This is a genomic window from Lysinibacillus mangiferihumi (genome assembly GCF_003049665.1).
Classification (GTDB): Bacteria; Bacillota; Bacilli; order Bacillales_A; family Planococcaceae; genus Lysinibacillus; species Lysinibacillus mangiferihumi.
Genome location: NZ_PYWM01000046.1, coordinates 1 through 25,777 on the forward strand (window position 1 = coordinate 1; position 25,777 = coordinate 25,777).

Here is a 25,777-nt window from a genome sequence, read left to right on the forward strand (position 1 = left end):
GGGTATTCTCTCCTATCCCGCGGGTATCTCACCTCAATCGCGGGTATTCACCTCTACTTCGCGGGTATTCTCTCCTATCCCGCGGGTATCTCACCTCAATCGCGGGTATTCACCTCTACTTCGCGGGTATTCTCTCCTATCCCGCGGGTATCTCACCTCAATCGTGGGATTCTCTCCTATCCCGCGGGTATTTACCTCTTTTTCGCGGGTATTCACCTCTACTTCGCGGGTATTCACCTCTATTCCGCGGGTATTCGCTCCTATTCCGCGGGTAATTACCTCTACTTCGCGGGTAATCCCCCTACTCAAGCAGGTATTTCCTTTCATCTTCTACCTATTGTTTGTCTTCGGGTTCATCATCTACTTGAATTGGATCTGCAATGCGTTCATCCTCGGCAAGTTCAAGACCATCTCGCAAATGCTCCATTTGTTTGCCGAGATCTTGCAACTCTTTAAAATTTCTAGCCATTGTCCCGTTTTCTATATTGGGAACCTTCTTTTCCATTTTTATCACCTCTGTTATAGTTTTCCCGAAATATTAAAGTCTGAACCATTTCTGACATATTTTATTCAGCAAGGTCGTTTCATTTTTATAATAGATAGGCTATACTAAAAAGAGATTGCTTATAAACATGAGGAGGGTTCTTCCATGAAGTTATTATTAATTATTGGTGTAACTGTTGCTTTCCTAGCTGCTATTTTCACTGCTGGGTACGAAGGCGACTACAAAGCGGACAAATAATACTCCAAGAAAATCACTAAGTATATTTTAATACTTAGTGATTTTCTTATTTTAAAGAAGTAGCCATTGCGGTTACTTCTTTTTTTCGACCAATTTAACTACTTGACTTCCACCACTTTATAAAATATACTTACTTACAATAAGTAACTTGATAATTAATCATAACTAAAATATTGGAGGAATACTACCATGCATTTTCATGATAAACCTAACACATATGTCACAAATATTGAAGTTAAAGTAAGTGATTTACAACGATCATTAACATACTATCAAGACATTATTGGCTTTAAAGTTTTACAGCAAGAAGCGAATCGAGCTACCTTAACCGCTGACGGTAAAACAGCATTGCTTACAATTGTTCAACTGGAAACAATTGAACAAAAAACGAGCTCAACAAGCGGTCTTTATCACTTTGCACTATTATTACCTACACGCCGTGATTTAGCTAATATCATAACTCATTTCCGTCAATCAGGTGTTTACTTTGGTGCCTCTGATCACGATGTAAGTGAAGCACTTTATTTACGTGATCCAGATGAAAATGGTATTGAAATTTATGTAGATCGTCCTGAAAGTGACTGGACTTGGCGCTCAGATCAAGTGCATATGGTAACTGAGCCGCTTAATATTCCTTCTATATTGGCAGAAGCTGATGGACAATGGCATGGTTTACCTGCTAATACGGTTATGGGGCATATTCATTTATCGGTTTCAAGCTTAGTTGCAGCCGAAACGTTCTATACAAAGGGCTTAGGCTTTGACATTGTCACTCGTTATGGTGAGCAAGCATTATTTATTTCTACTGGTCGTTATCACCATCATATCGGTTTAAATACTTGGTATTCTGAAGGGGCACCAAAGCTTGGGGAAAATCAAATTGGTCTAAAATCCTATACACTGCGTCTAGATAATGAAGAGCAGGCAAATACATTAAAAGCAAACTTGCGACAAATAGGAGCGCCTGTTACTGATATAGATGGTGGTTTCCAAACAGAAGATCCTGCTGGTAATGTTATTTTACTGAAATTTTAAGGAGGCTATCTCATGGAATTTGGTATTTACACATTAGCAGATATCGGTCAAAATCCGGTGAATGGCTATATGCCAACTGCTAAAGAACGCCTCGATGAAGTAATGCAATACGGTCAGCTTGCAGATGAAGCCGGTCTTCACGTATTTGGTGTGGGAGAACATCATCGTTTAGATTATGCTGTTTCAGCCGTACCAGTCGTATTATCTGCACTTTCCCAGCGGACAAAAAACATTCAATTAATAAGTACGACGACTGTACTTAGTACGGTCGATCCAGTGCGCTTATACGAAGATTTCGCAACACTGGATTTACTGTCAAATGGTCGTGCAGAAATTGTTGCTGGACGAGGTGCATTTATCGAATCGTTCCCGTTGTTTGGTTATGATGTAGATGATTATGATGCACTATTTGAGGAACATTTAGCCTTACTGTTAAAGTTAAACCGAGAAGAGCGTGTAACGTGGAGTGGCAGCTATCGCAAACCGCTTCAACATGCTGACATTGCACCACGTGCTAGTCGTGAAATCCCCATTCATATCGGTGTGGGTGGAACGCCTGAAAGTGCTAGTCGTGCGGGTCGTTATGGCGTAGGTCTAAACTTAGCCATTTTAGGCGGGGATCCAAGACGATTCAAACATTTGGTTGATGTTTACCGCGAAGCATTGCTCACAGCAGGACACGATGCGAAGAAATCAAAAATCACTGTCTCAGGGCACGCATACTTTGCTGAAAATTTAGCGCAGGCTAAGGAGGAATTTTATCCACATTACTCAAATTATTGGCACTATGTTAATGCACAACGTGGTATGCGCTATCATTTATCTAAAGAAGGCTTTGACAATATGACAGCTGGTCAAAATGCGCTATTTGTTGGTAGTCCAAATGAAATTATTGAAAAAATATTAATGCAGCATGAAATATTCGGTCATTCACGTTTTATGGCACAGCTTGATATAGGCGCAGTACCATTCATGCAGGTAGCGAAATCTATTGAGCTACTTGGCACTCATATTATGCCCGCAGTCAATAAAGCGCTAAAAGAGTAAAAGTGGTGCCAGGCACTAACACAATTCCCATGCAAAACGGGGCATCAACGGCATAACAAAAAGCGTTCGATTGATTCGAACGCTTACTGTCACTCGCTTTTTATTATTGTAAACCTGGGTAGCCTTGTTGTCGTAGAGCCTCGTAAATAACGATTGCGGCTGTATTCGATAAATTTAGTGAACGCACATGCTCACTTTGAGGAATGCGTAAACACATTTCTTTGCGCTCATAGGCAAAATCCTTTGGCAAGCCTGTCGTTTCTTTTCCAAACAGAAAGTAAATATCCCGATCTTTGTCACTAAAATCATGCGTAGTAAACGGTTCTTCACTATACGTTTCAATTAAATAGACATCCCCATTTTTTGATGCTTCTAAAAAATCCTCAAGGGAATCGTGGTACACCACGTTGACACTATGCCAATAATCCAAGCCAGCACGTTTTAGCATTTTATCGTCGGTTGAAAAGCCAAGCGGCCGTATTAAATGGAGTGAGGTATTCGTACCAGCACAAGTACGTGCAATATTGCCTGTATTTGCTGGTATTTCTGGTTGATATAAGACGATATGCAATGGCATAACGAAACACTTCCTTAGCTAAAAAATTGTAAACCTTTGTTTATTTCCACGAGGACTTCCTCATCTTGTTCTTGATCCTGCGCAGCGAGTAAAGCGTTTTCCGCCTGCTCTCCACCAATCTTCCCCAATGCCCACGCTGCTGTCCCTCGAATAACGGGTCGCTCATCTTTTTCCAGAAGCTCGATTAAATCAGGTACTGCCGCTTCCTCTTTAAAATGCGCTAGCGCCAATATAGCATTGCGTTGAATGGGCTTTTTCCCACGCCATGAGCCTGAAACATGACCAAACTTTGCTTTAAATTCCCGATTAGAAATCGTTAAAAGTGGTGTTAATAAGGGTTTTGCAAGCTCAGGATCGGGTTTAAATTCCTCATGTATCCAATTGATTTTGCCTTTATTTTTTGGACAGACTGTTTGACAAGTATCACAGCCATATAGCCGGTTTCCTATATGTGAGCGAAATTCATCTGGCAGGTAACCTTTCGTTTGCGTTAAAAAGGCGATGCAACGCTGTGAATTGAGTTGTCCCCCTTCGATTAACGCACCTGTTGGACAAACATCCAAACATAAACGGCACTCGCCACACTCTTCCTCCATTGGCTTGTCCGGTGCAAATGGAATATTTGTCACTAACTCGCCCAAATAAACATATGAACCAAACTCTGGTGTTATAATCGAGCAGTTTTTCCCGCTCCAGCCAATACCTGCACGCTCCGCCACCGCCCTATCTACAAGCGCACCTGTATCAACCATTGATTCAATACGTACATTGCGCACTCGCTCCTCCAGCCAAGCTTTTAATAATGCTAAACGCTGTCGTAATGCTGTATGGTAATCGACGCCCCAAGAAGCTCTGCAAAATATCCCACGTCGAGCCCCCTTTTTACCAGCAGGTGCGTCCTTCATCTTTGAAGGGTATGCGACAGCTATCGCAACAATACTTTCTGCACCTTCTAATAATTGAAGTGGCTCCGTACGTTTTTCAATATCGCTCTCTTCAAAACCTGATTGGAAACCAAGCTCCTGCTGGCGACGCAGTCTATTTTTCAATTCTGTAAAGGGAGCTGCCGTTGTGAAGCCAATCTTATCAACGCCAATGGACATTGCATACGCCACAAACTCTCGTTGTAGGTCATGTATGTTCATTTTATTTCCAACTCCTTACATGATATAATAATAGAAACAAATAAAGTAGGTGATTTTTTATGGAAGTCTCACTTAATCCATCGTTGTTAACGCAACTTCCAGAGCTGAAAATCGGCATTATTCATTATACCAAAATTGTCGTAGCAGAATCGCCCCAAATGATTAAAGGTCGCCTGCAATTATATCAGGAAAACCTCTATTTAGAAATGCAAGATCAACCTGTAACTGAACGTGAAGGTATTGCAGAATGGCGACAACTTTGGAAACAACTTGGCGCTGATCCGAACCGTTATCGTCACTCGGCTGAAAGCTTAATGCGTCGAGTGAGTAAGCAAAACTATTTAACACCATTGCATTCTGGTGTCGATTTAAATAATTTTTTCTCCCTCCAATACGAAATTCCAGTTGGTATTTATGATATAGCTCACCTAAAAGGAAACATAGAAATTGCACTTGGCAATGAAGAAACAAGCTACGAAGGGTTAAATGGGCGCTTCAATACGCTCAATCACATTCTCTTTAGTCGAGACGAGGAAGGGCCATTTGGTTCACCATTCGTTGATTCACAACGTACAGCTGTCTCTGAGGGAACAACTGAAGCGCTCCATATTTTCTATCTTCGCCCTTCCCTTGCCACTGAGGATGCGCAAAAGCTTCTTGCCTCTGCGGGAAAAATGTTCAACCAAATTCATGGTGGAGACTATCAAATTGGCCTTTTAACGAATGCAACACCATCTACTACACTATAAAAGGAAGTGTTTTCATGATTAATCTTGCAGAAGCAGTTAAACTAAAAAGCATTTTAGCAAAGAAGGTTCAAGAACTTATTAATGAATTACATCGCAGTTCTTTTGTCACTGTTGAAAAAGGACAAGCTCCTAAAACGAGTAATCGTGCAATGGCTGTTATTGAAAGTGAGCTAGCACAAGTACGCCTTGATATACGCACATTAGATCGACTTGTCTATGAGGCGAATATTCAGAACAAAGTAGACTTTAAAGGTGAGCAACTTGCACTTGTAGAGGCAATTGAACTGGCTTCACAACTTCGCGCTGAAGCTGAACTTTGTAAACACTTGGGCACACATGAAAAAGAAACTGTACGTATGGGCTATGGTGAAGGTACAATGTTATATGAAATTGCTATGTTCGAGCCAGATGCATACCGTGAACGTTCACTTCGACTAGAAAAGGATGCACATAAGCTCTCTAATTTGATTAATGCCAAAAACTATAGCGTTGAAATACAATTTGACGATTCTCGCTATTTCTAAACTCGGGGCGGTGAGACTCCAAACCGAGTCGGATGGGCTGTTTTCAAAACTACTTTAATGTAGACTTACAACTTAGATCAACCAATGACATGTGACCAGTTACTTTATGACCGATGACCTATCACCAACTATTGGCAATGGCATGAAAAAACTCAATCAGATGAATTGGAAAACGCCATCCGAAACCTCTCTTACACCTTGTGTGTAAGAGAGGTTTTTTATGTCTATTTTGCTAATCAATTGGACAAACTTTGTTTAGTACAATTGGAAGGAGCAATAGTAATGAACCATTCTCATGAAAAAGATGATACATTAACCAATCGCCAAGGTCATCCGGTTACCAACAATCAAAATTTACGAACAGTCGGCAATCGAGGGCCAGCAACTCTTGAAAATTATGATTTCCTTGAAAAAATAAGCCACTTTGACCGAGAAAGAGTTTCTGAACGTGTTGTACATGCTCGTGGGGCTGGAGCACATGGCTACTTCGAAACATATGGAGTTGTTGGCGATGAGCCTATTTCTAACTATACAAGAGCAAAAGTATTTCAGGATAAAGGCAAACAAACACCTGTTTTCGTCCGCTTCTCTACGGTTATTCATGGTGGACATTCACCGGAAACATTACGTGATCCACGCGGCTTTGCTGTCAAGTTTTATACAGAAGACGGAAACTGGGATTTAGTTGGAAATAATCTAAAAATCTTCTTTATCCGTGATGCCATGAAATTTCCAGATATGATTCATGCTTTTAAGCCAGATCCTATTACAAATATTCAAGACGTCGAGCGCTTCTTTGATTTCTGTGCAAGTTCTCCAGAATCCTTCCATATGGTCACTTTTATTTATTCACCTTGGGGCATTCCTGCCAACTATCGCATGATGCAAGGTTCTGGTGTCAATACGTATAAATGGGTAAATAGTGAGGGCAAAGCAGTCCTTGTAAAGTACCATTGGGAGCCATTACATGGCATTAAAAACTTAACACAAAAAGAAGCAGAAGAAATTCAACAAAAGAATTTCAACCATGCTACACAAGACTTATATGATGCTATTAAATGTGGAGATTATCCTGAATGGGAGTTAAATGTACAGATAATGGAGGATGGCCCTCATCCTGAGCTTGATTTTGACCCACTGGATGATACGAAGCTATGGCCGAATGACAAGTTCCCTTGGTATCCAGTCGGAAAAATGGTGTTAAATAAAAACCCTGAAGATTATTTTGCCGAGGTAGAACAAGCAACTTTCGGCACAGGTGTCCTCGTTGATGGATTGGATTTCTCAGACGATAAAATGCTCCAAGGGCGTACTTTCTCTTATTCTGATACGCAACGTCATCGAGTGGGCGCCAACTATTTACAATTACCAATCAATGCGCCGAAGAAACGAGTAGCGACCAACCAAAGCGGTGGGCAAATGATGTATAAACGAGATTTAGCACCAGGACAAAATCCACATATTAACTATGAGCCATCAATGTTAAATGGTTTAAAAGAAGCTACCCAAACGGCGAAGGAATACACACCATATATTGAAGGTAATTTAGTACGTGAATCCATTGATCGCCAAAGTAATACGAAGCAAGCTGGTGAAACTTATCGTAATTTTGAACAATGGGAACGTGACGAACTACTAGCAAATTTAATCCGGGATTTATCCGCATGTAATACAGCCATCCAAGAGGCGATGATCGCATTGGCTGCTGAAGCAGATGAGGAATATGGAAGCTTACTAAAAGAAGGGTTACAAAAGGCGCAACAAAACGCTTCTTCTGCAAAACCTCTTGGTAACATTAACGGTGATAATGCACCAAAAGACGCAGTCGATAAAGGCCACGATGCCGAACCTTACTAATAAGTGCCAGTCACCCACACAATTTTACGTACAAAACAGTAGCCGCAACAAATCGCGTGTAGCGAGAGTTGCGGCTTTCATATTGCTCGAGTGCCAGTCACCCACAATATTCACACAATTCTATCAATTCGAAGCACTTAATAGACGCCTGGTAAAATTCGAAGCACTTTTTCTTGTGCATCTAAAATGGCATCGACCCCTAATGGGATGGCAATATTCGTCGTTTCATGCCCTATTTTAAAACCAGCTACAACAGGTATTTCTAAATCACCAAAATATTCTTGCATTAACATTAGAAGAGCCTCATCACTTGCTCCCGTTTCTGTAAAGGAGCCAATTACTACCCCCGCTAATTGTTCCAACTTTCTAGCTTGTTTTAACTGTTGCAACATCGAATCAATGCGTGGAATTGTCTCTGCGATATCTTCTATTAATAATATTCTGCCTTCAGTACGAACCTCAAATTTTGTGCCTAAAGTGCTGACTATACGACGTAAATTACCACCAATAATTGGTCCACGTGCAAAGCCAGGGGCCACCACAGTTAATGGAGATATAGCCTCTGTATACTGTATTTCAATCGGAGAAAACAGCTGTAAAAACATTCTTCTCGATAACTCATCCATGTTATTGGCAGCCATTAGCATCGGTCCATGAAACGTCACGATATTTGCATACTCATTAATAGCACAATGCAAATAGGTAAGATCAGAAAAGCCCCAGAAAATTTTAGGATTTTCCGCTAGCAGCTCATAATCAATCTTTCCAGCAATACGAGCAGAGCCATAGCCACCCTTTACGCAAAAAATGGCCTTCACGTCAGGATCTTGAACCATAGCATGAAAGTCTGCAAGTCTTACGTCATCACTACCTGCTAAATAGTCATGTTTTGCCGTTATCGTATCCCCTATTTTATAGCGGAGACCCAGCTCATCTAAAAAGGCTAAAGCATTTCCTAATTTCTCTGGCTCAACAAGACTGGACAAACATACAATGCCAACTGTATCCCCTTTTTTTAAATGTGCTACTGTACTTATCACTTTACTTCCTCCTATTCTTTCTCTCATTCTAGCATATGGGTACATGTAGCATTGATTATTCACTCCCTTAATGCCTATAATTGACATTAGTATTTTAAATTAAAAGGAGTTATCGCTTCATGAAAATCCCACCATATGCGTTATTATTACTTGCTACCGTTCTATGGGGTGGTAATTTTGTCATTGGCCGAGCCATGAGTGGCAATATCCCACCCTTTACATTGGCTTTTCTCCGTTGGTGTGTGGCCTTTATCGTATTTTTACCGATTGCTTATCGTAGCGTAAAACGTGAGTGGCACATGCTTAAAGAACATTGGAAAATTGTCCTTATACTAGCCTTTACTGGTGTGGCAGCTTTTAATACGCTCGTCTATATTGCTCTCCACTATACAACTTCGATCAATGCATCGTTGATGAATTCTTCGACACCCATCATGATTTACATACTATCCTTTATTTTTTTGAAGGAAAAACTGTCGTCATTCCAAATTCTTGGAACTGCACTATCACTGAGTGGTGTCCTTTTTATTATTTCAGGAGGTTCGTTTGCAAGCTTAGTCGATTTTACGTTCAATAAAGGAGACTTAATTGTTGTCGTCGCCGTTTTCTGTTGGAGTATTTATTCCCTTCTTGTAAAACATTACGCGGGTCGTTTACCAGGACAGTCAACATTTCTTGTCACAATCTTTATTGGTGCTGTCATGCTCTTGCCATTTTACCTATACGAAATCACAACAATGCCCAACGCTATACACTGGCACTGGTCAACGATTGCCGCTATTCTATATGTAGGTATTTTTGCTTCTATTGTAGCATTTCTATGCTGGAATCATGGGGTCGTACAACTTGGCGCGAATAAAGCAGGTATTTATTTAAACTTTATTCCGGTCTTTGCCTCTATTTTTGCCGTGCTTTTTTTAGATGAGCAACTACATATTTTTCAAATTATCGGCGGTCTTGCCGTCGTAGCGGGTGTCCTATTATCAAGTAAAAAATAAAATAAGCGGCTGGGACATAAGAGAAAAAGTGTTAGATTGAACCTAATCAATCTAACACTTTTTTGCTATGCCGTTGTTGTCCGCTACGACGGTGCTTTCCGCTCAGCACCGTAAGCCGCAACCCTCTGCTTGCGCGCGGAATGCCCGCGTCTAACATTATGTGCTGTTCTGAGCTGGAGTCACCGCCTTCGCTACCAACAACTAGTGAACACTTCTAATTTTTTAATTGCAAAAGCAAGAATAGCTAAGGTCTCCATATAGAAAAATTACGAACACCTTTCCTCTATTCCTTAAATTTTTCTAGTTATCTCCCAGCCTCTTGTTTCTTTTATTTTGTACCGCCGTAAATAATCGTTACATTTGGATGGTTTAATAATCTGCTAGCTGGGAAAGCTTCAGTCACTTCTCCACCTTTTAATTTTTCAATTGCTTCTAATTTTTTTTCACCAAATGCGATGAGCACAATCGCCCTTGCATTCATGATAGATTGTATACCCATTGTAATAGCATGAGTAGGCACAGCTTCTGGATTATCAAAATAAATAGCATTTTCAGTTCGTGTTGATTCTGTAAGCTCTACAATGTTTGTCAGTGAATCAAATGATGTACCAGGCTCATTAAAACCTATATGTCCATTAACCCCTATTCCAAGCAACTGTAAATCGATACCACCCGCTTCGGCAATTTGCGCATCATATGCCACACACTCGGCTTCTAAATCTGTTGCCTTGCCGTTTGGTAAATGTATCTTTTCTTCGTTAATATCCACATGATTAAATAAATTTTCATGCATGAACGTCCAGTAGCTTGCTGGGCTATTTTGTTCTAATCCCACATATTCATCTAGATTAAATGTTGTAACTTCCTTGAAAGAAATATCACCAGCTTGTTGACGCTTAACTAATTCCTTATACATCCCAACTGGTGAACCCCCTGTTGCAAGCCCTAGTATGCTAGCTGGTTTTGCTTGTAATTGCTCAGTAAAAATATGTGCAGCTACGTTACTCATTTCATCATATGAATTTACTTCAATCCATTTTATTTCATTCTTCATTTATATACCTACCTTTAGAAACGTTATTTTTAACTAAAAATGGAAATTCATTACGAACTAGTAGTGAATATATTAATTTTACAAGTTATTTAGCTCTATTTCTATTATTTTCTTTCTCTATTTTTCACGTGTATTCTAGTGCTATTTCGGTTATGTTAATTAATAAGGAAGTGAGGCGATTTTATGAATGCTCAAATTCAACAATATTTAAAATTCATTCAATTTCAAGGATCTTTAGAGCCGTCTTTAAAGCTACTTGGTCAATTACAAACGAAACATCTACATAGCATTCCCTATGAAAATTTAGATGTTGCTTTGAAACGTGACATTTCCTTTGCTATCCCAGATATTTTTCAAAAAATTATTGTTCAACAACGCGGAGGCAATTGCTTTGAACTTAACATTTTATATAGCTGGCTACTTCGAGAGCTCGGTTTTTCTGTAACAAATCGCTATGCGCAATTTTGGCGTAATACGGATGATAGTACACCGATTGAAGAAGTTCCCATGCACCAGCTACTCCTCGTTCAATTTGACGGCATAACTTATATCTCGGACGTAGGTGTAGGTGCTTTAGCTCCGTGTAAACCAGTACCTTTAATTGCGCATCACGAACATCGCGAGGGCAATGAGCTTTACAAAATTGAATGGCATGACACGTACGGTTGGATGCTGTATGAGCAAAAATCACACAATTGGCGCCTACTGTACAACTTCACAGATAACGGGAACGATGCCAATTTTGCACCACGTCTTTCTCAACAAAAGAATAAAATCGCCATGATTCGCACCCCTACTGGTCGACATACGATGTTCAATAATGAATTTCGTATATACGAAGGGCAATCATTAACAACTTATACAACACACACCGATAAAGAATGGCTACAAGCCCTTAAACGTTTTTTTCATATATCCCTTACTTAAAAAAGGATGCATTTTTCAATGCATCCTTTTCAATCTTTAATTTGCTGTTCGTTTTAGTAACTCATAAACAACTTCCCCATTGTGAAGTTCCTTAACTAAGCCAATACCATCTACAAAATAATATGTCTTCACTACATCAATATATTTAAAGCTTTCTTCTAATATCGCTACATTTTTATAGTTAACACCACCTGCTCGAACTGTTCCATCCGTCGTTTGGACGGTAATGCGATTGCCGTTTACAGGGCGTTCATCGTCTTCATGAACTATCACGCCAATTCTTAGTGGTAGCCCTATATAAAAATCGTAATGTGAGCTATACTCCTGAGCGATTGCTTGCGCATATACTGAGCCATCATAATATAATAATTCATCATGAAACGGCTTGTTATTAGTCATATTCGTAATTGTCCAAACATCATTTTTATTATCATTATGACTATATTGATAATTTAATGTATATCTTAGACCATCATCAGGTGAATAATAGGCATAAGTATAGGTATAGGCAGGGTCCTTTAATAAATTAGGATTTGAAAGAGTTAATGCACGAGCTACGAATGCTGAAAAATGGGCTCTTGTTAATGGCAATTTTGGTTTAAATGAGCCATCTTGATAACCGCTCGTAATATTATTGTTCGCTACCGCTAATATTTCTTTATAGCCTGGTGTCTTTTCTGTAACATCTGTAAAGTAATATGGGCTCGTCGTTCCCTTTAATTTAAAAGCTCGTTGCAAAACAATAGCCATATCTGCTCTCGTCAACGTGCCGTTTGGATTAAACTTTTTAGCTGCATCAAATATTCCAGCATTTTGTGTCGCAGCAATCTCCTTATAGTAAATATGAGATGTCGGTACATCTTGATACTTCGGATTTTTTACATTCGTTGTTTTTAAGGCTAACGCACGTGTTATCATAACAGCTACCTGTGCCCTTGTGACATACTCATTTGGCTTAAAAGTGCCATTAGGATACCCTTTAATAATCCCACGCTCTACTAAATAATCTATTTCCGTACTTAACGTATTGTCCGACGATACATCTTTAAAACTAGCTGCATAAACAGGCTGAATTTGCAGAAATCCTAAAATCAGTAATACAATCAATATCCTACTTATTATCTTCATACTACTCCCCCTGTATTTTTTTCATCTTTGTTATCCTATTCATCAAGTAAAATAAATATTAACTAAAAGCTGTTTTGAAGAGTTGCCTTGCATTAGTGTCCATATACCCAAGTCTTTATACATTTACACTTCTAATTGCGTACATAGCTCTTCTAAAGCAAAATACCCCTGCAATACGTTGCAAGGGGTGTTGATAGGTCTATTAAGTTTTGTTGTTTTTATATAAATCAAAGCCTAGCAAATTATCACTTTAGCTTCCTTTATGCAGGAGAGATTATTTTAAATGACTATCACCTTTGCTCTTCTTATTGTTTGATTTCATAAATTTTTTTCTTGCATCTATATTTGCAATATACAAAACATATTACTCTCCATCAAAATAAATTTGAGTCGATTTAGTGTGCCATATATAAGGTGCTGTTTTTCATCTGGTTCACCATACTTTAAAACTAAAGTTTGATATAATTGTTTTCTTTCATCCTAATCTAATTCGTTAAAAAATATTTTCCTTTAATTAAATCAAAATCATTAAATCAGTTTTTCCGGTTATTCGAATTCGAAAATGCAAGACACAATGTATATAAAAAAATGTAATCCAATAAACAAAAACAACAAAGGTTACATAAATTAAGTAGCTATATTTATTGTCGCACCCCGTTATTTTAAGTGTATTTCTTCACAATTTTACATTTTGTTCCTATCTAACTTTTTAATCAGCTAGACATCCAAAAAAATAGTGAATGGGTAATAATCATTTTAAACCCTTTATAAGTCGTGCAGAGGCAAAGCAAGTTTCGCCATTTTTGAAATATACAACTCGTTCCTTGTGATCTACAAATTCAATGTTTTGTCGATTCACAATAAAAGATTTATGACATTGATACATCGATGCATGTATTTCCTTAAAATCCTTTAGGCGACCATAAAACTCAATATGCTCATTTTCTAAATGTAAAATAATTTTATGTAATGTGGGGGATGCTGCAAAAAAATAAATATCCTGAATAGCAATATTTCTTGTATAACCATTGGCTCTAATCTGAATCTGTGAAGGTGCTTGTTGTTGGCCAATTTGAAGATACTTTTCATATGCAACTTTTAGTGTTGCTAATACTTTTTGCTGTAACATACCTGTGTGATCCTTAATAATAAAATCTAACGCTGCAATTTTATACATAAACGTTAAATAGGTCATTTCTGCATGGGTTGTGACAAATATAATATTGCATAATGGGTCACGTTTACGAATCATATCCCCTAACATAAGCCCTGTCATTTCATGGTTCAAATCGATATCTAAAAAATAACAATCTGCTTGTTCATATGCAATAACCTCATTAGGGTCTGAAGTTGTGAGTACAACTTCAATCCCATTCCCCTCCATCATGGCATAGTTTTCAATGGTTTTTTTTATATGATCTAACTGAATAACATTATCTTCACAAATAATCACTTTCATATTTACACCCCCTCCTCATCAATAAACAACTCTTGTATAAATAAATTGCCATTAATTTTTGTATTCAATCGAAGTTTTGGAGAAGCATCCACCATTTGACGTAAAATAAATAAACCCAAGCCCCGCTCCTCTCCTTTTGTTGAGAAGCCTTCTTTAAAAATTTCATGTACTTTTAACTCATGACTTTGGTTGGATGAAAATGTATTGATACATGCAATTAACACCACACCATCCATTCGAATAAAGGCTAATCGAATCCAAGGCTCTGTTGTATTCTTACTAGCTTCAAGTGCATTATCCAATAGTATGCCACACATACGATTTAATTGAATCTCATCCAATGCTATTCTGTCGATATCTTCAACAACCTCAACGTGCATCGGTACGTGACATGCATGCGCTTGTATAAGTTTTGTTGTTAATAGTCCTTTTAAACTAGCTATATGTAAACAATTCAGCATCGAGAAAGCCATTTCATGCGCTTGCTCATTCTCTTCGGTTTGTAATATATGTCGATAAAAATAGACTTCTAATTCCGAGTAGTTTTTAGAATCTATAAAATGGCGCATTGATGTTAAAATATTCATATAATCATGTTTAAACTTACGCATATCACGATTGAGTTCCTCAAGCGACGCCACATAAGATTTAAAATCTTCCAATTTCATTTCCTTTTGTTTAATATGTATATTCTTAATAGCTAAATAAACAAAGAAACCAATAATAATGATAAAGAGCATTAAATAAATCACAAAAAAGAATAAATTATGTTGGACACTTTTGACGAAAGATGAAGCATCCATCGACACAATATCGGAATACATAAAGGCAATCGTCATAAATAACAGAGGAATCATTGTAGGTATAATATATTGCTCAAACACATACCCTCCTGCGAAATAATGGAATAACCTTTTGTAGACAAGCACCAAAATAAATAAGATACAAATGGAAACAATGAGCTGTACCAATGGAGAAGAAATGATAGCCTCTGTGCCATTCGATACTTGATACACGACAAGCGAAGAGATATGGTCTGCCATAACAACTAAAACTATCATAAACAGAACGTGGACGATATTTCTCCATCTCTTTGTTTGCTGATAGACAAGGAAAATTACCACCAATATGGCATACCCCATAGCATAAACACCTAAAAAAGCAAACAACACTACTGAAGGCATTACTATTAATAATGAAATCTTCAAAATCAATTTTTTTGTTATTGTAATTTTGCTAAAATATAGTGGTAAAATACTTAATATTGAAAATTGATAAATAATTAAAGTTAAATAGGATATACTCCACATATCAATAAAAGAACCTTCCAAATCAATATATTGTTATTCATTATTGTAGAATATTTATTCTTTTTTTTCAAATTTATCCAACTTTAATTCTTGTGGCAACTCCTCCTCTCCTATAGCTCCCCAACACATATAAACAGAGCCAAAGTCAGCTAATTTAATAAGCAAGTCACACAAATTTCCAACTACTTTGTCAATAATAAATTTCATCAATGATATCCTCCTAATTTTGCAATAATCACTAAAACAACCGCCTTCAAAGCGCCTACTACCAAAAATACGCTTATAGATGTTGGAAAAATAACGAGCATTACGCCCTACATTATAAGTCTACTATACAATTTTTTTAACAAGAATGTTCGATGAGCTTCACCTCGTACTTTTGTTTTTTTAGAACTCATTGGACCAATAAACAACAGGATGACAGCTCCTAGGAAAAATGCTCCCCAAACAACGCGTGAAGTTATAGGTAATGCTATAGCTAGCCATGTGATCAACGGAAATGAAATACTACTAACAACAAGACACGTTGTAAAAGACGAACAATGCGCACCATATGCTACTTGACCCACCAGTAAAAATCCAGTGTGAACAAGTAACATTTTCCAAAATAAACCGAACGTAAAAGCTATACTGTAAATAATAAAAAAATTTTTCAACTCGCTTGTAACAACACGAAATCCATACACTAATTTTATTTTATCTAACTGTGTTAACAGTCTTCTTTGTTCGATATAACCTACTAGCATTTCCTCTTTTGCAGTAAATTCCATGTCATCACCTCCTCGATAACCAGTATAAAGCATGCAACAATTAAATAGTTTAAAATAACCTAAAATGGATATAAATACAGATGAACGTTCATTTCCAATCCCCCTCTGCACAAGCGTAAAAAAAAAGAACGTAAGCGTAAAGTACCACTTAACGTTCCTTTAAATAACTTTTTCCGTATATGCTTTATATACCGCTTCTAAATAGTGAGATGTCCCAAAATATGCATTAATATTCCAAATTGCTTGCTCTACCTCTATATTTGTAAATTTTTTGGAGTTACAGAGATAGTCAATGGAGTGCCCCTTTGCCAATTCTGAGAGCACATTCATTTCTAACATATTCAATTCTCCGACTCGTCTTGTGTCAACTATTTCTATTAAATCTCCTTCAATGATATGAACTAATTGTTCTATCGTCATATTTTTTTTATTACCTTACAATTTGAGATATTACTTGTGTAATAATGAAGCTCTCCAATATTTTCATCTGTTATAAAAATAATTTGGCATTTCATTGTTTCGAGAGTTTTTAAATATGGTATATATTGATCAAAATGCTTATAAGTTGTGTCAATTAACACAACATTATACTTTTTATTTGCATTTATCATTATGACAATTTCACTCGGTAAGTTAAAGGTATCGATTTCCCAAGATGGTCTATACATAGTGAATATATTTTTTAAAAGCTCTTGAATAAGCGTGTAATTTGAATGTACTAAAATATACATTATTCTGTTATCTGACACTAACATTTTCTATATAACACTCCGTTTCACAAATCGAGCAATATATAGAAGACAACATACTAAAATACTCATCGCTATTCCTATAGCTGAACTAAATATAAACAAGAAATCCCATTCTATAGAACCACCCGAATCCATTTGCATAATTAACTTTGTTAAGAACATGCCAAGTATTACGCCAAGCACTAAGCCGATTGTGACAATAAAGAGAACTTCAGACCAAATCAGCTGTTTTAATTCCTTCGGTGAAAGTCCGATTAACCGTTGAATCTGATATTGTTCCTTCCTTTTCAATATAATATGAATAATCATTTGCACTAAACCTGTACAGCTCGCTAGAACTAATACAGCTAAAACGACCATAAACATTGCCCAGCGCTGATAAAACCATTCCGAGGCTTGCTCTAAAAGAACACTTCGCTCCACAATTTTTAACGTTGGCCAGTCTCGAATCGCTTGCTGGAGATCGTCTAATGATGTGTCAGGAGCTAAAGTCAAATGGATTTTATTAACGGCTACAACATCTTTAATCAAAGGAGAATTCCAGTCGACATAAAGGTGCGTATATTTGTTTTCCGTCGGAATTATTCCAGTAATTGTCAAATTAATTGTTTCTTCATTTGAATTTTCGTCAAAGAAATAGCCGTCTAAAACATCTCCTATTTTTAAACTATACTTATCAGCTGCATCTTCTGTAATTTCTACTCTATTCTCTCCACCAAAATCTTTCGCAGCATAATTCAGAATAAAATTATTAGTTATAAAAGAACTACCCTTACTTTCTAATTGTATTTGTTCTATTGAGACATTATTTTTCAATAACGCGATATCATCAGATGAAATATTCTCAAAATAAGGATTTGTAATTGCTACTTCATACGGATACGTGTTTTTAATTATTAATTCCTCGCCATGTGCAAGAGATTTTAAAAATGTACCATTAAACGTAATAATCATAATCAAAGTCGTCAATATAAAAACAACAGGAATATAATTTCTTAAATTAGGCATGAACTGCATTTTTACATAGTGTGCTTTATTTCCTAAATAGTGATGAATCCAAGAAGAACTTTTGTTCAACATGTATACCACCACATATGGGAATAAAAAGAATAATAAACCGATCATTAGTACACTTCCAGTAAAGATTAAAATAATCGACTCCAGCGTACTAGCTTTTACAATACCTTGTAAAAAAATGAGTAATGAGATTACACTTACTATAAAGGTAAGCATGGTCTTCCATTTCGTCCATCGATACGATTTAAGCTCATCTTTTCTTTTCATTACTATAGGTGTTTCTTTCGCTACTGTAGCTACTTTAATAAACACAAACATATAAAGTAAGAAATATATTGCAAATAAAATTGCTAAAAAATAAAGAACAGGAATGCTAAAGTTGGTTTGCGGTAGGCCAATCATCCCTACAAAAGATGGGACAATGAATTTTAGCAACAAAAGACTACCTATTGCTCCTATCCCTACACCCATTAGTAAAATAATCGTCGATTGAGTGTTGACAATCTTTTTTAGTTGCCCTGTTGTTGCACCCATTGTTCTTAACACGAAAAACTGTGCTTGTAAACGACTAAATAATAATGAGAAAGTAGATTTCAATAATAGACCACTAACAAAGATGATACTAATCACTAACATAACTATAAAGACAAGCAAGGAAATTAAATTTGCTTGTGCCCAGTCCATTTCTTTTGTTATATCGACACGTATATCTTTGAAAAGTTGGTTCAATACAGTAGCTGTCTGATCCACATCCGCTGTTTTAATCATTACAAATAAGCCCTCTACATCAGTTGGAATACCACTTATACTTTTCAATACATTGATGTCCATATAAAGAATAGGTGCATCTTCTCCATATGTATTCGGAGCGAGCACTTTTTTTATAACGAATGGCTGACCATTTACTACGACTGAATCCTCAATAGATTTTTTTAAAGCTTCCGATAAAGAATATGAAATAACAACCTCATTGTCTTTCGGCGTTTCGTCCAAATGGTAAAAGCCTTTTGTTAAATTACCATTTGATACACCTAATGTATAGGCACCTTCAAGCTGATCAACAGATGTAAATTGTAATAATATCGGTTCTACCTGTTCGACTTCTTCTAAATTTCCAATCGTATTAAAGCTTTCTGATGTAATCCACTGACCAGACTCAGGATTTGATGAAAAATTATAACCAGCTGAAATATCCACATCACCATACATGTTACGAATATTGTCTTCCATTTCTGTTTGTGCATTTTCCACATAGACCAACATCGTTGTAATTAAACAAACTGCGAGTGCCACAATCTGTATGGCAATGATTACTTGTGTTTTAGCAGCTTTACATAGTTTCCAAGCAATATTTTTCAAATTATACATGAAGATAGCTCCTCTGTATATTTTTAAATTTATCAAAAATCATCGTTAAATTATCACTATGCTCTTGATTAATATACTCATCTACTAATTTTCCTTTATGAAAGAATAATACACGGTCTGCATAAGTCGACACATGTGGATCATGTGTTACTAATATAATGGTTTGATTTGATAATTTTTTCAATTGAACAAGTGTCGTTAAAATATCATTTGTCGTATTCACATCTAATGCTCCTGTTGGCTCATCTGCAAGTAATAATTGCGGATTGGCAATAATCGCTCTCGCTATAGCCACTCGTTGCTTTTGACCACCAGACAATTCAGTTGGTTTCTTTTTAGCTAAATCAGCGATTGATAATTTTGCTAATACATCCGTCACCTTTTGCGTAATTTTTTTAGTGTCCTCATTTAGCAAAATTAATGGCATTGCTACATTATCCGATACCGTCAACTCATCTAATAAGCTGAAATTTTGAAATATAAATCCTATATTTTGCCTTCTAAATTCGGATGAAGTAGGTTCTTGAAATTGCTCAATCATCGGTACACCATGAAAAGTTAATTCCCCATGTGTAGGTTTATCTAAAGCAGCTAAAATATTAAGTAATGTACTTTTCCCTGAACCGCTCGTACCCATTATTGCTACGATTTCGTTTTGATAAATTTCACAATTGATGCTGTCCAATGCTTGCGTTGTAAAATCTTTCGACCTAAATTCTTTTGACACATTTTTCATTACCACTAATGGGGTTTCCTCCCCATTTCGTATCTCATGTAGTTTTAACTGTTTCATGGAAATACTCCTTTTGATCATACCATTTGTATTGGGCTTGATGCATACGATAAAATAATCCTTTATTTTTTATCAATTCATCAAAAGTACCGACCTCTTCAATTTTCCCTTTATCCATTACAATAATCTTATCCGATAACTTCGTGGGCCCGATTCTATGTGTAATCGTAATCGTTGTTTTATCATTTGTCATACTATCAAAATTCAAGTATTTTTAATTCTGAATGAGGATCTAATGACGCTGTAGGTTCATCTAACAAAATAAGACTAACATCCTTCATTAGCGCTCGTCCTAACGCTATTTTTTGCCATTCCTCCCCGGATAAATCAATCCCTCCATCCATTTCTTTAGATAAATAAGTATCTAAGTCAACATTATGAACTGAAAATTTATCACCTAATCCTACCTGTCTTATTACATCTCTTATTTTCTGTTCATTATCCATGTCACCAACATTACCAAACCCAATATTTTCTCTCAATGAATACATATATTTAGGGAATGTTTGAAAAACTACAGCAATTTGTTTATAAAAACTAGATTTATCACTCTCTAATACTATTCTTGATTACTACTATACACACTCATAAGCCCTAACAGTCTCTTTACTCTTAACATCGTCTTTCTTCCATATGACCGTATTTTTGCTATTTACTCCATTACATTTATGATGACGTAAACGTAATGGAGTAAATTGATAACCCTTGTGCTTATTAATTTAAATCCAACTTAAGTCCATCCCCTTTAAAACTATAAATGTACAAAAACGTCCACTTAATTGTATATAAAATTACTCACCTTTTGGAGCTAGGTGGTTCTTCAAACTATATAAATTGCCGACGATTGTGATAACTATTCCGTGATGTAATAGCGATCTAAAATTGCATTTCGCTAATTCGTGCTCCTGGAACGCTTCGTCCCAATATTTGAAATTAATGTTTATCGTAAAAATAGTGCTACGTTTTTCATAATGCCTATCGATTAATTTGAAGAATAGTTTTGCATCCTCTATATCACTTGGTAAATAACCCATTTCATCAATAATAAGTAACATATATTTTGTGTAATGCTTCAAAAGGCTCTCTAGCCGATTGGAACCGACCCTAATAGGTAAAGACAAATAAAAAAGAATTTTAGAAATTAAATATACGCCACAGGGCGAAACATAGGTGCGTTGGTATAGTAATGGTGAAGTCAATCGTTTGAAACAACCTGTAGGCAAACAATATATCTTTAATAAAGGTCCTGAACCGGACAATGAACAAACGAAATTAGCATTGGAAAACCGTTATTTAAAGCAACAAATTGAGGTGCTAAAAAAGTACGCAGAGTTGGAGTGGAAGTGGTTGGAGAAGTAGCTGTACAGTTAGTTGCGTCACTAAGAAGCATGATGTCTGTAAAGGACATTTGTAAACACTTTGGGATTGCACGATCTACCTACTATCGTTGGAAACAGGCATCTACCTATGCAAGGTCTCGTCAAGCAATAGAGAGACGTATCGGTGAACTCTGTCGTACAAATAAATTTCGCTATGGCTACAGAAAAATTACAGCACTCTTACGTCAAGAAATGTGCGTCAATCACAAAGTTGTTCAACGTATCATGCAAAAATATGGTTGGCAATGTCGCGTGAAAGTGAAAAAACGAAAACGAACAGGACAACCTTATGCAATCGCAGCCAATTTATTAAATCGCGATTTTGAGGCCACTGCACCGTTACAGAAGCTCGTAACGGATATTACTTACTTGCCATTTGATGAAAAACAGTTGTATCTTTCAAGTATTCAGGATTTATATAATAGCGAAATCATTGCCAGAAAATGGATTTATTCTGTATACGTTAGCCCAACTCAATCATTTGCCTTAAGGGTATACATTGCAAAGTGACCAAGGCGCGGTATATACATCTTATCACTATCAACAGGCCGTAAAAGCAAAAGGCATTACCATGAGCATGTCCCATAAAGGTACGCCCGCTGATAATGCCCCAATCGAATCGTTTCATTCTGTGTTAAAGTCTGAAACATTCTACTTAGACAATTTGAACAGTATTACGACGGCCATCGTAGAACAAACTGTCAAAGACTATATAAACTATTATAACAATAACCGAATTCAAACGAAACGAAACTAAACAACCAGTCGCCGGTTCAATACCGACAACTGGTTGGGTAATGCTTTTTTGATTACTGTCTTATATATCGGGGTCAGTCCCATCTTATCCAAGAAAATGGCAATTTTTCAGTTACGAAGTGCCTCACATTTCGAGTTTGAAAAACACTGTTCCTCAATCATAAGATAGAGCCACTACCTTCTACCACTCTTGCCTTTTATAAAACTGGTGGATGAATTGGAACAGATATAATTATTACTGCAGCACTCAGTATTAAGATTGATAATCCAACATTTTTCTTCATATTCACACTCTCCTTTAGATTTCAATAAATTGCATAGCTTTCTCAAACTGCTTTTCTTGTCGATAATACTCCCCCAATAAATTAGAAAATTGTTGGTGCAATTCTTTTAATTCTTCATTATCTGCTGTAAATGGAATTAACCTCCCTTCTAAAAAATCCATTGCTTTCTTTTTTTCTTCTTCTAACAAATATAAATAAAAAGTAGCAAATAAATTAAAACTTAATTCTTTCTTATTTTTTGCTTCTTCCTTTAGAATAGTAAAGGTTTTTATACTTTTTTCCGTTTGTTCTAAGCGAAATTGTGTAACACCTAAATTATATAAGCAAAGCAGATAATGATCACAGTTCTTTGACATTAAAGAAGCGCTTTTTTCAAAGTAAATTAATGCATTTTCATATTCCCATCTCATTTGGTACAAATCCCCCAAATTGTGATATATAGCAGGTAATAGCTGCTGTTGCTGTAATAGCTCCACATTTCTCACTAAATGTTCATAGATTTCGATTGCTTCGTGAAACACTTTTCCTCGAGAGTAATTGAGTGCCAGAGACATTAATGTATAAACAATTCTTTTAAAATTAAATTGGTCCTTATAGAATTGAAGAGCTTTTTTCCCATAAATAATTGCTTGGCTTGGTTCTTCTAACCGCCCTTTTATTAAAGCGAAATGATAGTAAAACTCTCCTTCTAGTGACCCTAGTTCTGGATGTATTTGAAGTATTTGAGTTAGTTCTTTAGCTGCTTCCTCATATTTACCTTTTGTAATTAAAACTAATGCATAATAATATGAATGTAAATACCTTTCATGTTGGGAAAAATTTTGTCGGTGGGCATTTAGCCATCTTAATTGATTGTCTGCTAATTTATGCTCTTTAACAAACACATAATAACGTAACTTATAAAGTTCATATAAATAAATAGATTCTGTAAAACCTATTATTTCTTCATATTCTTTTAATCTGCTCATTGTCTCTTTTACTTTCTCATTCTCTAGGTAATTTATATGTTTTTGTAAATCATTTAATAGCCAAATAATATTTTGTTCGTTATTCTCTACATCGTGAATACTAATATTTAATCGTTCTAGCAGTAGACGTATTGTCTCGCTATTTGCTTCTTTATTATTATTCTCAATTTTACTTAAATGAGGAATCGAGCAAATCCCCATCGCCACTGAATTCTGTGTCATTCCTAGCTTTGTACGATAGTACTTAATTAATGAACCTATCTTCATTTTCATAACCTCCCGTATCGAATGACTATATTTTACATTTATTATAATCATAATTTTCCCAATAATCAAAAAACCTAAATTATGGTAGATTCAAATTGTAGTACTATAACTTAATTTGAAAAGGGGTTGGGATGAATGAAAAAAGTGAAAAGTACGTTGCTAAGTCTTTTGATTGCAGGATCAGTAATAAATCCGGTGTACGCAACAGCGATGGATAGCGAAGATAGCTCAGGAAACGACGGTGGTCAGGAGAAATTCCGTGTTTATGTTGAGGCAAACAAAAAATCAGAAAAATCAACATTAAAAACTCAATATTCTGTTCGTTGGGAATTAACGGAGAACGGATTTTCAACTGATATGAATGAAAAACAATTCGAAGCATTACAGAAGAATAAAAATTACACAGTTACAAAAGTTCCTATCGTTACATTAGATACGATAGGTTTGGAAGACGATAGTATGGTAGAAAATGAAACCCTGGATTTGGTAACTTCTTTAAGAGCTTCTCAACAAATACCTTGGGGAATTAAAGCAATTTATAACAATGATACTTTAACATCTACAACTGGAGGAAGTGACATTAATATTGCCGTACTCGATACGGGTGTAAATACTTCTCATCCTGACCTTGTCAATAACGTAGAGCAATGTAAAGACTTTACAGGTGCGACAACACCCATTAACAACAGCTGTACAGACAGAAACGGACATGGTACACATGTTGCTGGTACGGCCTTAGCTGATGGTGGAAGCGATCAAGCAGGCGTTTACGGTGTAGCTCCAAATGCTGATCTTTGGGCTTACAAAGTGTTATTAGATAGTGGCTCTGGATACTCAGATGATATTGCTGCTGCTATTCGACATGCAGCAGATCAAGCAACAGCTACTGGTACCAAAACTATTATTAGTATGTCTCTAGGTTCTTCAGCGAATAATAGCCTCATTTCAAGTGCTGTCAATTACGCATACAGTAAAGGAGTTCTAATAGTAGCTGCAGCTGGTAATTCAGGCTATGCGCAAGGAACAATTGGTTATCCGGGGGCATTACCAAATGCAATCGCCGTTGCAGCTTTAGAAAATGTACAACAAAATGGGACTTATCGTGTAGCTGATTACTCTTCACGTGGTTATATATCTACAGCTGGAGATTATGTAATCCAGGAGGGTGATATTGAAATCTCAGCTCCTGGCTCATCCGTTTATTCTACATGGTATAATGGCGGTTATAATACAATTAGCGGCACATCAATGGCTACTCCTCATGTCTCTGGTTTAGCAGCAAAAATTTGGGCTGAAAATCCGTCATTGTCTAACACGCAACTACGTTCTAACTTACAAGCGAGAGCACAATCAGTAGATATTAAAGGTGGTTATGGAGCTGCTATAGGTGATGACTACGCTTCAGGATTTGGATTTGCTCGCGTTCAATAATTTTAAAAGGTGAAGCATACTAGCATTAGTAATACAAACCATCGCTTTGGTTTGTATTACTATTTTCTTGGTACTAAACGTATTCACCAGTACCCCTATTACATCCAAGTAGTATTATAGCTTCGCTTGAACTTATGCACATCTTTTAAAAGAAACAATTGAAGAGAACGATCAATTGGCGATCGATACTTTTACAGAAATGTATCAGGAGAATAACAATTAACGCCTCACAATGTACAAATTAAATCCAATTAAAAAAGCCCGTGTTTATTTTAAAGTGTACCCTTTGTAAAGGACATTTTGAAAAAGCCTAGGCAACTTGTTGAAGCTGCTGTCTGTATTTTACAGGCGGCAGCTTTTTTAAATTCCACTGACCTCGATAATGATTGTAATACGTCAT

26 protein-coding genes and 1 pseudogene are annotated in these 25,777 nt (G+C 36.5%); 9 read left to right on the forward strand and 18 right to left on the reverse strand.

Going from position 1 to position 25,777, the window contains the following annotated elements; genetic code table 11:
- Positions 1–334 precede the first annotated feature (334 nt).
- The gene (locus tag C9J37_RS28585; RefSeq protein WP_162832714.1) at positions 335–505 is read right to left on the reverse strand and encodes a hypothetical protein; all 171 of its coding nucleotides are present in this window, start codon (positions 503–505) and stop codon (positions 335–337) included.
- Positions 506–931: 426 nt separating this feature from the next.
- Between C9J37_RS28585 and C9J37_RS24970 the strand changes: the two genes are divergently transcribed.
- Together C9J37_RS24970 and C9J37_RS24975 are read left to right on the forward strand one after the other, a co-directional pair.
- Complete coding sequence (locus C9J37_RS24970) at positions 932–1,777, forward strand: VOC family protein (RefSeq protein ID WP_107897573.1); 846 nt, start codon at positions 932–934, stop codon at positions 1,775–1,777.
- A 12-nt stretch (positions 1,778–1,789) separates the two neighbouring features.
- The gene (locus tag C9J37_RS24975; RefSeq protein ID WP_107897574.1) at positions 1,790–2,824 is read left to right on the forward strand and encodes an LLM class flavin-dependent oxidoreductase; all 1,035 of its coding nucleotides are present in this window, start codon (positions 1,790–1,792) and stop codon (positions 2,822–2,824) included.
- A 103-nt stretch (positions 2,825–2,927) separates the two neighbouring features.
- Here C9J37_RS24975 and trmL read toward each other — a convergent pair whose 3' ends face one another.
- Positions 2,928–3,401, reverse strand: a complete 474-nt coding sequence (trmL, locus tag C9J37_RS24980; protein WP_107897575.1) for a tRNA (uridine(34)/cytosine(34)/5-carboxymethylaminomethyluridine(34)-2'-O)-methyltransferase TrmL — start codon at positions 3,399–3,401, stop codon at positions 2,928–2,930.
- Positions 3,402–3,415: 14 nt separating this feature from the next.
- A complete protein-coding gene (gene queG, locus C9J37_RS24985; protein WP_107897576.1) occupies positions 3,416–4,546 on the reverse strand; it encodes a tRNA epoxyqueuosine(34) reductase QueG in 1,131 nt (376 codons plus the stop codon).
- Between the two features lie 59 nt (positions 4,547–4,605).
- On the opposite strand from queG, the gene C9J37_RS24990 reads away from it, so the two are divergent.
- From C9J37_RS24990 to C9J37_RS25000, 3 genes are all read left to right on the forward strand, one after another.
- Positions 4,606–5,295: a B3/B4 domain-containing protein gene (locus tag C9J37_RS24990; RefSeq protein ID WP_107897577.1), complete on the forward strand. Its 690-nt coding sequence runs from the start codon at positions 4,606–4,608 to the stop codon at positions 5,293–5,295.
- A 14-nt stretch (positions 5,296–5,309) separates the two neighbouring features.
- On the forward strand, positions 5,310–5,819 hold the full coding sequence (locus C9J37_RS24995) for a hypothetical protein (RefSeq protein ID WP_107897578.1): 510 nt from the start codon (positions 5,310–5,312) through the stop codon (positions 5,817–5,819).
- 282 nt (positions 5,820–6,101) lie between these two features.
- Positions 6,102–7,676, forward strand: coding sequence for a catalase (locus C9J37_RS25000; RefSeq protein WP_107897579.1), 1,575 nt, complete (start codon positions 6,102–6,104; stop codon positions 7,674–7,676).
- Positions 7,677–7,813: 137 nt separating this feature from the next.
- On the opposite strand, the gene C9J37_RS25005 is transcribed toward C9J37_RS25000, so the two are convergent.
- The gene (locus C9J37_RS25005; RefSeq protein ID WP_107897580.1) at positions 7,814–8,716 is read right to left on the reverse strand and encodes a S66 peptidase family protein; all 903 of its coding nucleotides are present in this window, start codon (positions 8,714–8,716) and stop codon (positions 7,814–7,816) included.
- A 119-nt stretch (positions 8,717–8,835) separates the two neighbouring features.
- On the opposite strand from C9J37_RS25005, the gene C9J37_RS25010 reads away from it, so the two are divergent.
- Positions 8,836–9,714 carry a DMT family transporter gene (locus tag C9J37_RS25010; protein ID WP_107897581.1) on the forward strand — a complete coding sequence of 293 codons (879 nt, stop codon included), beginning with the start codon at positions 8,836–8,838 and terminating at the stop codon, positions 9,712–9,714.
- 328 nt (positions 9,715–10,042) lie between these two features.
- Here C9J37_RS25010 and nagB read toward each other — a convergent pair whose 3' ends face one another.
- Positions 10,043–10,756 (reverse strand): glucosamine-6-phosphate deaminase, encoded by a 714-nt coding sequence (gene nagB, locus C9J37_RS25015; RefSeq protein WP_024362343.1) that lies wholly within the window; start codon positions 10,754–10,756, stop codon positions 10,043–10,045.
- 195 nt (positions 10,757–10,951) lie between these two features.
- Between nagB and C9J37_RS25020 the strand changes: the two genes are divergently transcribed.
- Positions 10,952–11,695, forward strand: a complete 744-nt coding sequence (locus C9J37_RS25020; RefSeq protein WP_107897582.1) for an arylamine N-acetyltransferase family protein — start codon at positions 10,952–10,954, stop codon at positions 11,693–11,695.
- A 36-nt stretch (positions 11,696–11,731) separates the two neighbouring features.
- On the opposite strand, the gene C9J37_RS25025 is transcribed toward C9J37_RS25020, so the two are convergent.
- The 11 genes from C9J37_RS25025 to C9J37_RS25080 all read right to left on the reverse strand — a co-directional run bounded on the left by C9J37_RS25025 (position 11,732) and on the right by C9J37_RS25080 (position 21,434).
- Complete coding sequence (locus tag C9J37_RS25025) at positions 11,732–12,823, reverse strand: S-layer homology domain-containing protein (protein ID WP_107897583.1); 1,092 nt, start codon at positions 12,821–12,823, stop codon at positions 11,732–11,734.
- A gap of 751 nt (positions 12,824–13,574) precedes the next feature.
- Positions 13,575–14,282, reverse strand: coding sequence for a LytR/AlgR family response regulator transcription factor (locus C9J37_RS25030; protein ID WP_107897584.1), 708 nt, complete (start codon positions 14,280–14,282; stop codon positions 13,575–13,577).
- 2 nt (positions 14,283–14,284) lie between these two features.
- The gene (locus C9J37_RS28050) at positions 14,285–15,424 is read right to left on the reverse strand and encodes a sensor histidine kinase (protein ID WP_167397429.1); all 1,140 of its coding nucleotides are present in this window, start codon (positions 15,422–15,424) and stop codon (positions 14,285–14,287) included.
- A gap of 222 nt (positions 15,425–15,646) precedes the next feature.
- Positions 15,647–15,799, reverse strand: a complete 153-nt coding sequence (locus C9J37_RS25040; protein WP_107897585.1) for a cyclic lactone autoinducer peptide — start codon at positions 15,797–15,799, stop codon at positions 15,647–15,649.
- A gap of 107 nt (positions 15,800–15,906) precedes the next feature.
- Entirely contained in the window at positions 15,907–16,362 is a 456-nt protein-coding gene (locus C9J37_RS25045; RefSeq protein ID WP_167397430.1) for an accessory gene regulator B family protein, read from the reverse strand.
- A 159-nt stretch (positions 16,363–16,521) separates the two neighbouring features.
- Positions 16,522–16,782: a hypothetical protein gene (locus C9J37_RS25050; protein ID WP_107897587.1), complete on the reverse strand. Its 261-nt coding sequence runs from the start codon at positions 16,780–16,782 to the stop codon at positions 16,522–16,524.
- A 338-nt stretch (positions 16,783–17,120) separates the two neighbouring features.
- Positions 17,121–19,499, reverse strand: a complete 2,379-nt coding sequence (locus C9J37_RS25060) for an ABC transporter permease (RefSeq protein WP_107897589.1) — start codon at positions 19,497–19,499, stop codon at positions 17,121–17,123.
- On the reverse strand, positions 19,492–20,292 hold the full coding sequence (locus tag C9J37_RS25065; protein WP_107897590.1) for an ABC transporter ATP-binding protein: 801 nt from the start codon (positions 20,290–20,292) through the stop codon (positions 19,492–19,494). Before C9J37_RS25065 ends, C9J37_RS25060 begins: the two co-directional genes overlap by 8 nt.
- Positions 20,270–20,485: a hypothetical protein gene (locus C9J37_RS25070; protein WP_137067743.1), complete on the reverse strand. Its 216-nt coding sequence runs from the start codon at positions 20,483–20,485 to the stop codon at positions 20,270–20,272. The genes C9J37_RS25065 and C9J37_RS25070 overlap by 23 nt, the downstream gene beginning before the upstream one ends.
- A gap of 4 nt (positions 20,486–20,489) precedes the next feature.
- Entirely contained in the window at positions 20,490–20,783 is a 294-nt protein-coding gene (locus tag C9J37_RS25075) for an ATP-binding cassette domain-containing protein (RefSeq protein ID WP_235617238.1), read from the reverse strand.
- 300 nt (positions 20,784–21,083) lie between these two features.
- The gene (locus C9J37_RS25080) at positions 21,084–21,434 is read right to left on the reverse strand and encodes an ATP-binding protein (protein ID WP_268808050.1); all 351 of its coding nucleotides are present in this window, start codon (positions 21,432–21,434) and stop codon (positions 21,084–21,086) included.
- Positions 21,435–21,462: 28 nt separating this feature from the next.
- Here C9J37_RS25080 and C9J37_RS29180 point away from each other — a divergent pair.
- A pseudogene (locus tag C9J37_RS29180) lies at positions 21,463–22,469 on the forward strand (IS3 family transposase); the annotation flags it as partial.
- A gap of 256 nt (positions 22,470–22,725) precedes the next feature.
- Here the strand turns inward: C9J37_RS29180 and C9J37_RS25100 are convergent.
- Positions 22,726–23,997 (reverse strand): helix-turn-helix domain-containing protein, encoded by a 1,272-nt coding sequence (locus tag C9J37_RS25100; RefSeq protein WP_327440789.1) that lies wholly within the window; start codon positions 23,995–23,997, stop codon positions 22,726–22,728.
- Between the two features lie 84 nt (positions 23,998–24,081).
- On the opposite strand from C9J37_RS25100, the gene C9J37_RS25105 reads away from it, so the two are divergent.
- Positions 24,082–25,377: a S8 family peptidase gene (locus tag C9J37_RS25105; RefSeq protein WP_107897597.1), complete on the forward strand. Its 1,296-nt coding sequence runs from the start codon at positions 24,082–24,084 to the stop codon at positions 25,375–25,377.
- Between the two features lie 310 nt (positions 25,378–25,687).
- Here the strand turns inward: C9J37_RS25105 and C9J37_RS29800 are convergent.
- The coding region (locus C9J37_RS29800) for an IS3 family transposase (RefSeq protein ID WP_328822053.1) at positions 25,688–25,777 on the reverse strand (90 nt) is incomplete at its 5' end.

Excerpts from the sequence above, each read along its gene's own strand:
- C9J37_RS25040 (WP_107897585.1), bottom strand. The coding sequence starts at position 15,799 with ATGAAATTTATTATTGACAAAGTAGTTGGAAATTTGTGTGACTTGCTT.
- trmL (WP_107897575.1), bottom strand. The coding sequence starts at position 3,401 with ATGCCATTGCATATCGTCTTATATCAACCAGAAATACCAGCAAATACA.
- C9J37_RS24975 (WP_107897574.1), top strand. The coding sequence starts at position 1,790 with ATGGAATTTGGTATTTACACATTAGCAGATATCGGTCAAAATCCGGTG.
- C9J37_RS25070 (WP_137067743.1), bottom strand. The coding sequence starts at position 20,485 with ATGACAAATGATAAAACAACGATTACGATTACACATAGAATCGGGCCC.
- C9J37_RS25030 (WP_107897584.1), bottom strand. The coding sequence starts at position 14,282 with ATGAAAGTGATTATTTGTGAAGATAATGTTATTCAGTTAGATCATATA.
- C9J37_RS24995 (WP_107897578.1), top strand. The coding sequence starts at position 5,310 with ATGATTAATCTTGCAGAAGCAGTTAAACTAAAAAGCATTTTAGCAAAG.
- C9J37_RS25045 (WP_167397430.1), bottom strand. The coding sequence starts at position 16,362 with ATGGAATTTACTGCAAAAGAGGAAATGCTAGTAGGTTATATCGAACAA.
- C9J37_RS25025 (WP_107897583.1), bottom strand. The coding sequence starts at position 12,823 with ATGAAGATAATAAGTAGGATATTGATTGTATTACTGATTTTAGGATTT.
- C9J37_RS25050 (WP_107897587.1), bottom strand. The coding sequence starts at position 16,782 with ATGACGATAGAACAATTAGTTCATATCATTGAAGGAGATTTAATAGAA.
- C9J37_RS25000 (WP_107897579.1), top strand. The coding sequence starts at position 6,102 with ATGAACCATTCTCATGAAAAAGATGATACATTAACCAATCGCCAAGGT.
- C9J37_RS25020 (WP_107897582.1), top strand. The coding sequence starts at position 10,952 with ATGAATGCTCAAATTCAACAATATTTAAAATTCATTCAATTTCAAGGA.
- C9J37_RS28585 (WP_162832714.1), bottom strand. The coding sequence starts at position 505 with ATGGAAAAGAAGGTTCCCAATATAGAAAACGGGACAATGGCTAGAAAT.
- C9J37_RS24990 (WP_107897577.1), top strand. The coding sequence starts at position 4,606 with ATGGAAGTCTCACTTAATCCATCGTTGTTAACGCAACTTCCAGAGCTG.
- queG (WP_107897576.1), bottom strand. The coding sequence starts at position 4,546 with ATGAACATACATGACCTACAACGAGAGTTTGTGGCGTATGCAATGTCC.
- C9J37_RS25105 (WP_107897597.1), top strand. The coding sequence starts at position 24,082 with ATGAAAAAAGTGAAAAGTACGTTGCTAAGTCTTTTGATTGCAGGATCA.
- C9J37_RS24970 (WP_107897573.1), top strand. The coding sequence starts at position 932 with ATGCATTTTCATGATAAACCTAACACATATGTCACAAATATTGAAGTT.
- C9J37_RS28050 (WP_167397429.1), bottom strand. The coding sequence starts at position 15,424 with ATGGGGTATGCCATATTGGTGGTAATTTTCCTTGTCTATCAGCAAACA.
- C9J37_RS25075 (WP_235617238.1), bottom strand. The coding sequence starts at position 20,783 with ATGTATTCATTGAGAGAAAATATTGGGTTTGGTAATGTTGGTGACATG.
- C9J37_RS25060 (WP_107897589.1), bottom strand. The coding sequence starts at position 19,499 with ATGTATAATTTGAAAAATATTGCTTGGAAACTATGTAAAGCTGCTAAA.
- C9J37_RS25065 (WP_107897590.1), bottom strand. The coding sequence starts at position 20,292 with ATGAAACAGTTAAAACTACATGAGATACGAAATGGGGAGGAAACCCCA.
- C9J37_RS25010 (WP_107897581.1), top strand. The coding sequence starts at position 8,836 with ATGAAAATCCCACCATATGCGTTATTATTACTTGCTACCGTTCTATGG.
- C9J37_RS25100 (WP_327440789.1), bottom strand. The coding sequence starts at position 23,997 with ATGATTATAATAAATGTAAAATATAGTCATTCGATACGGGAGGTTATG.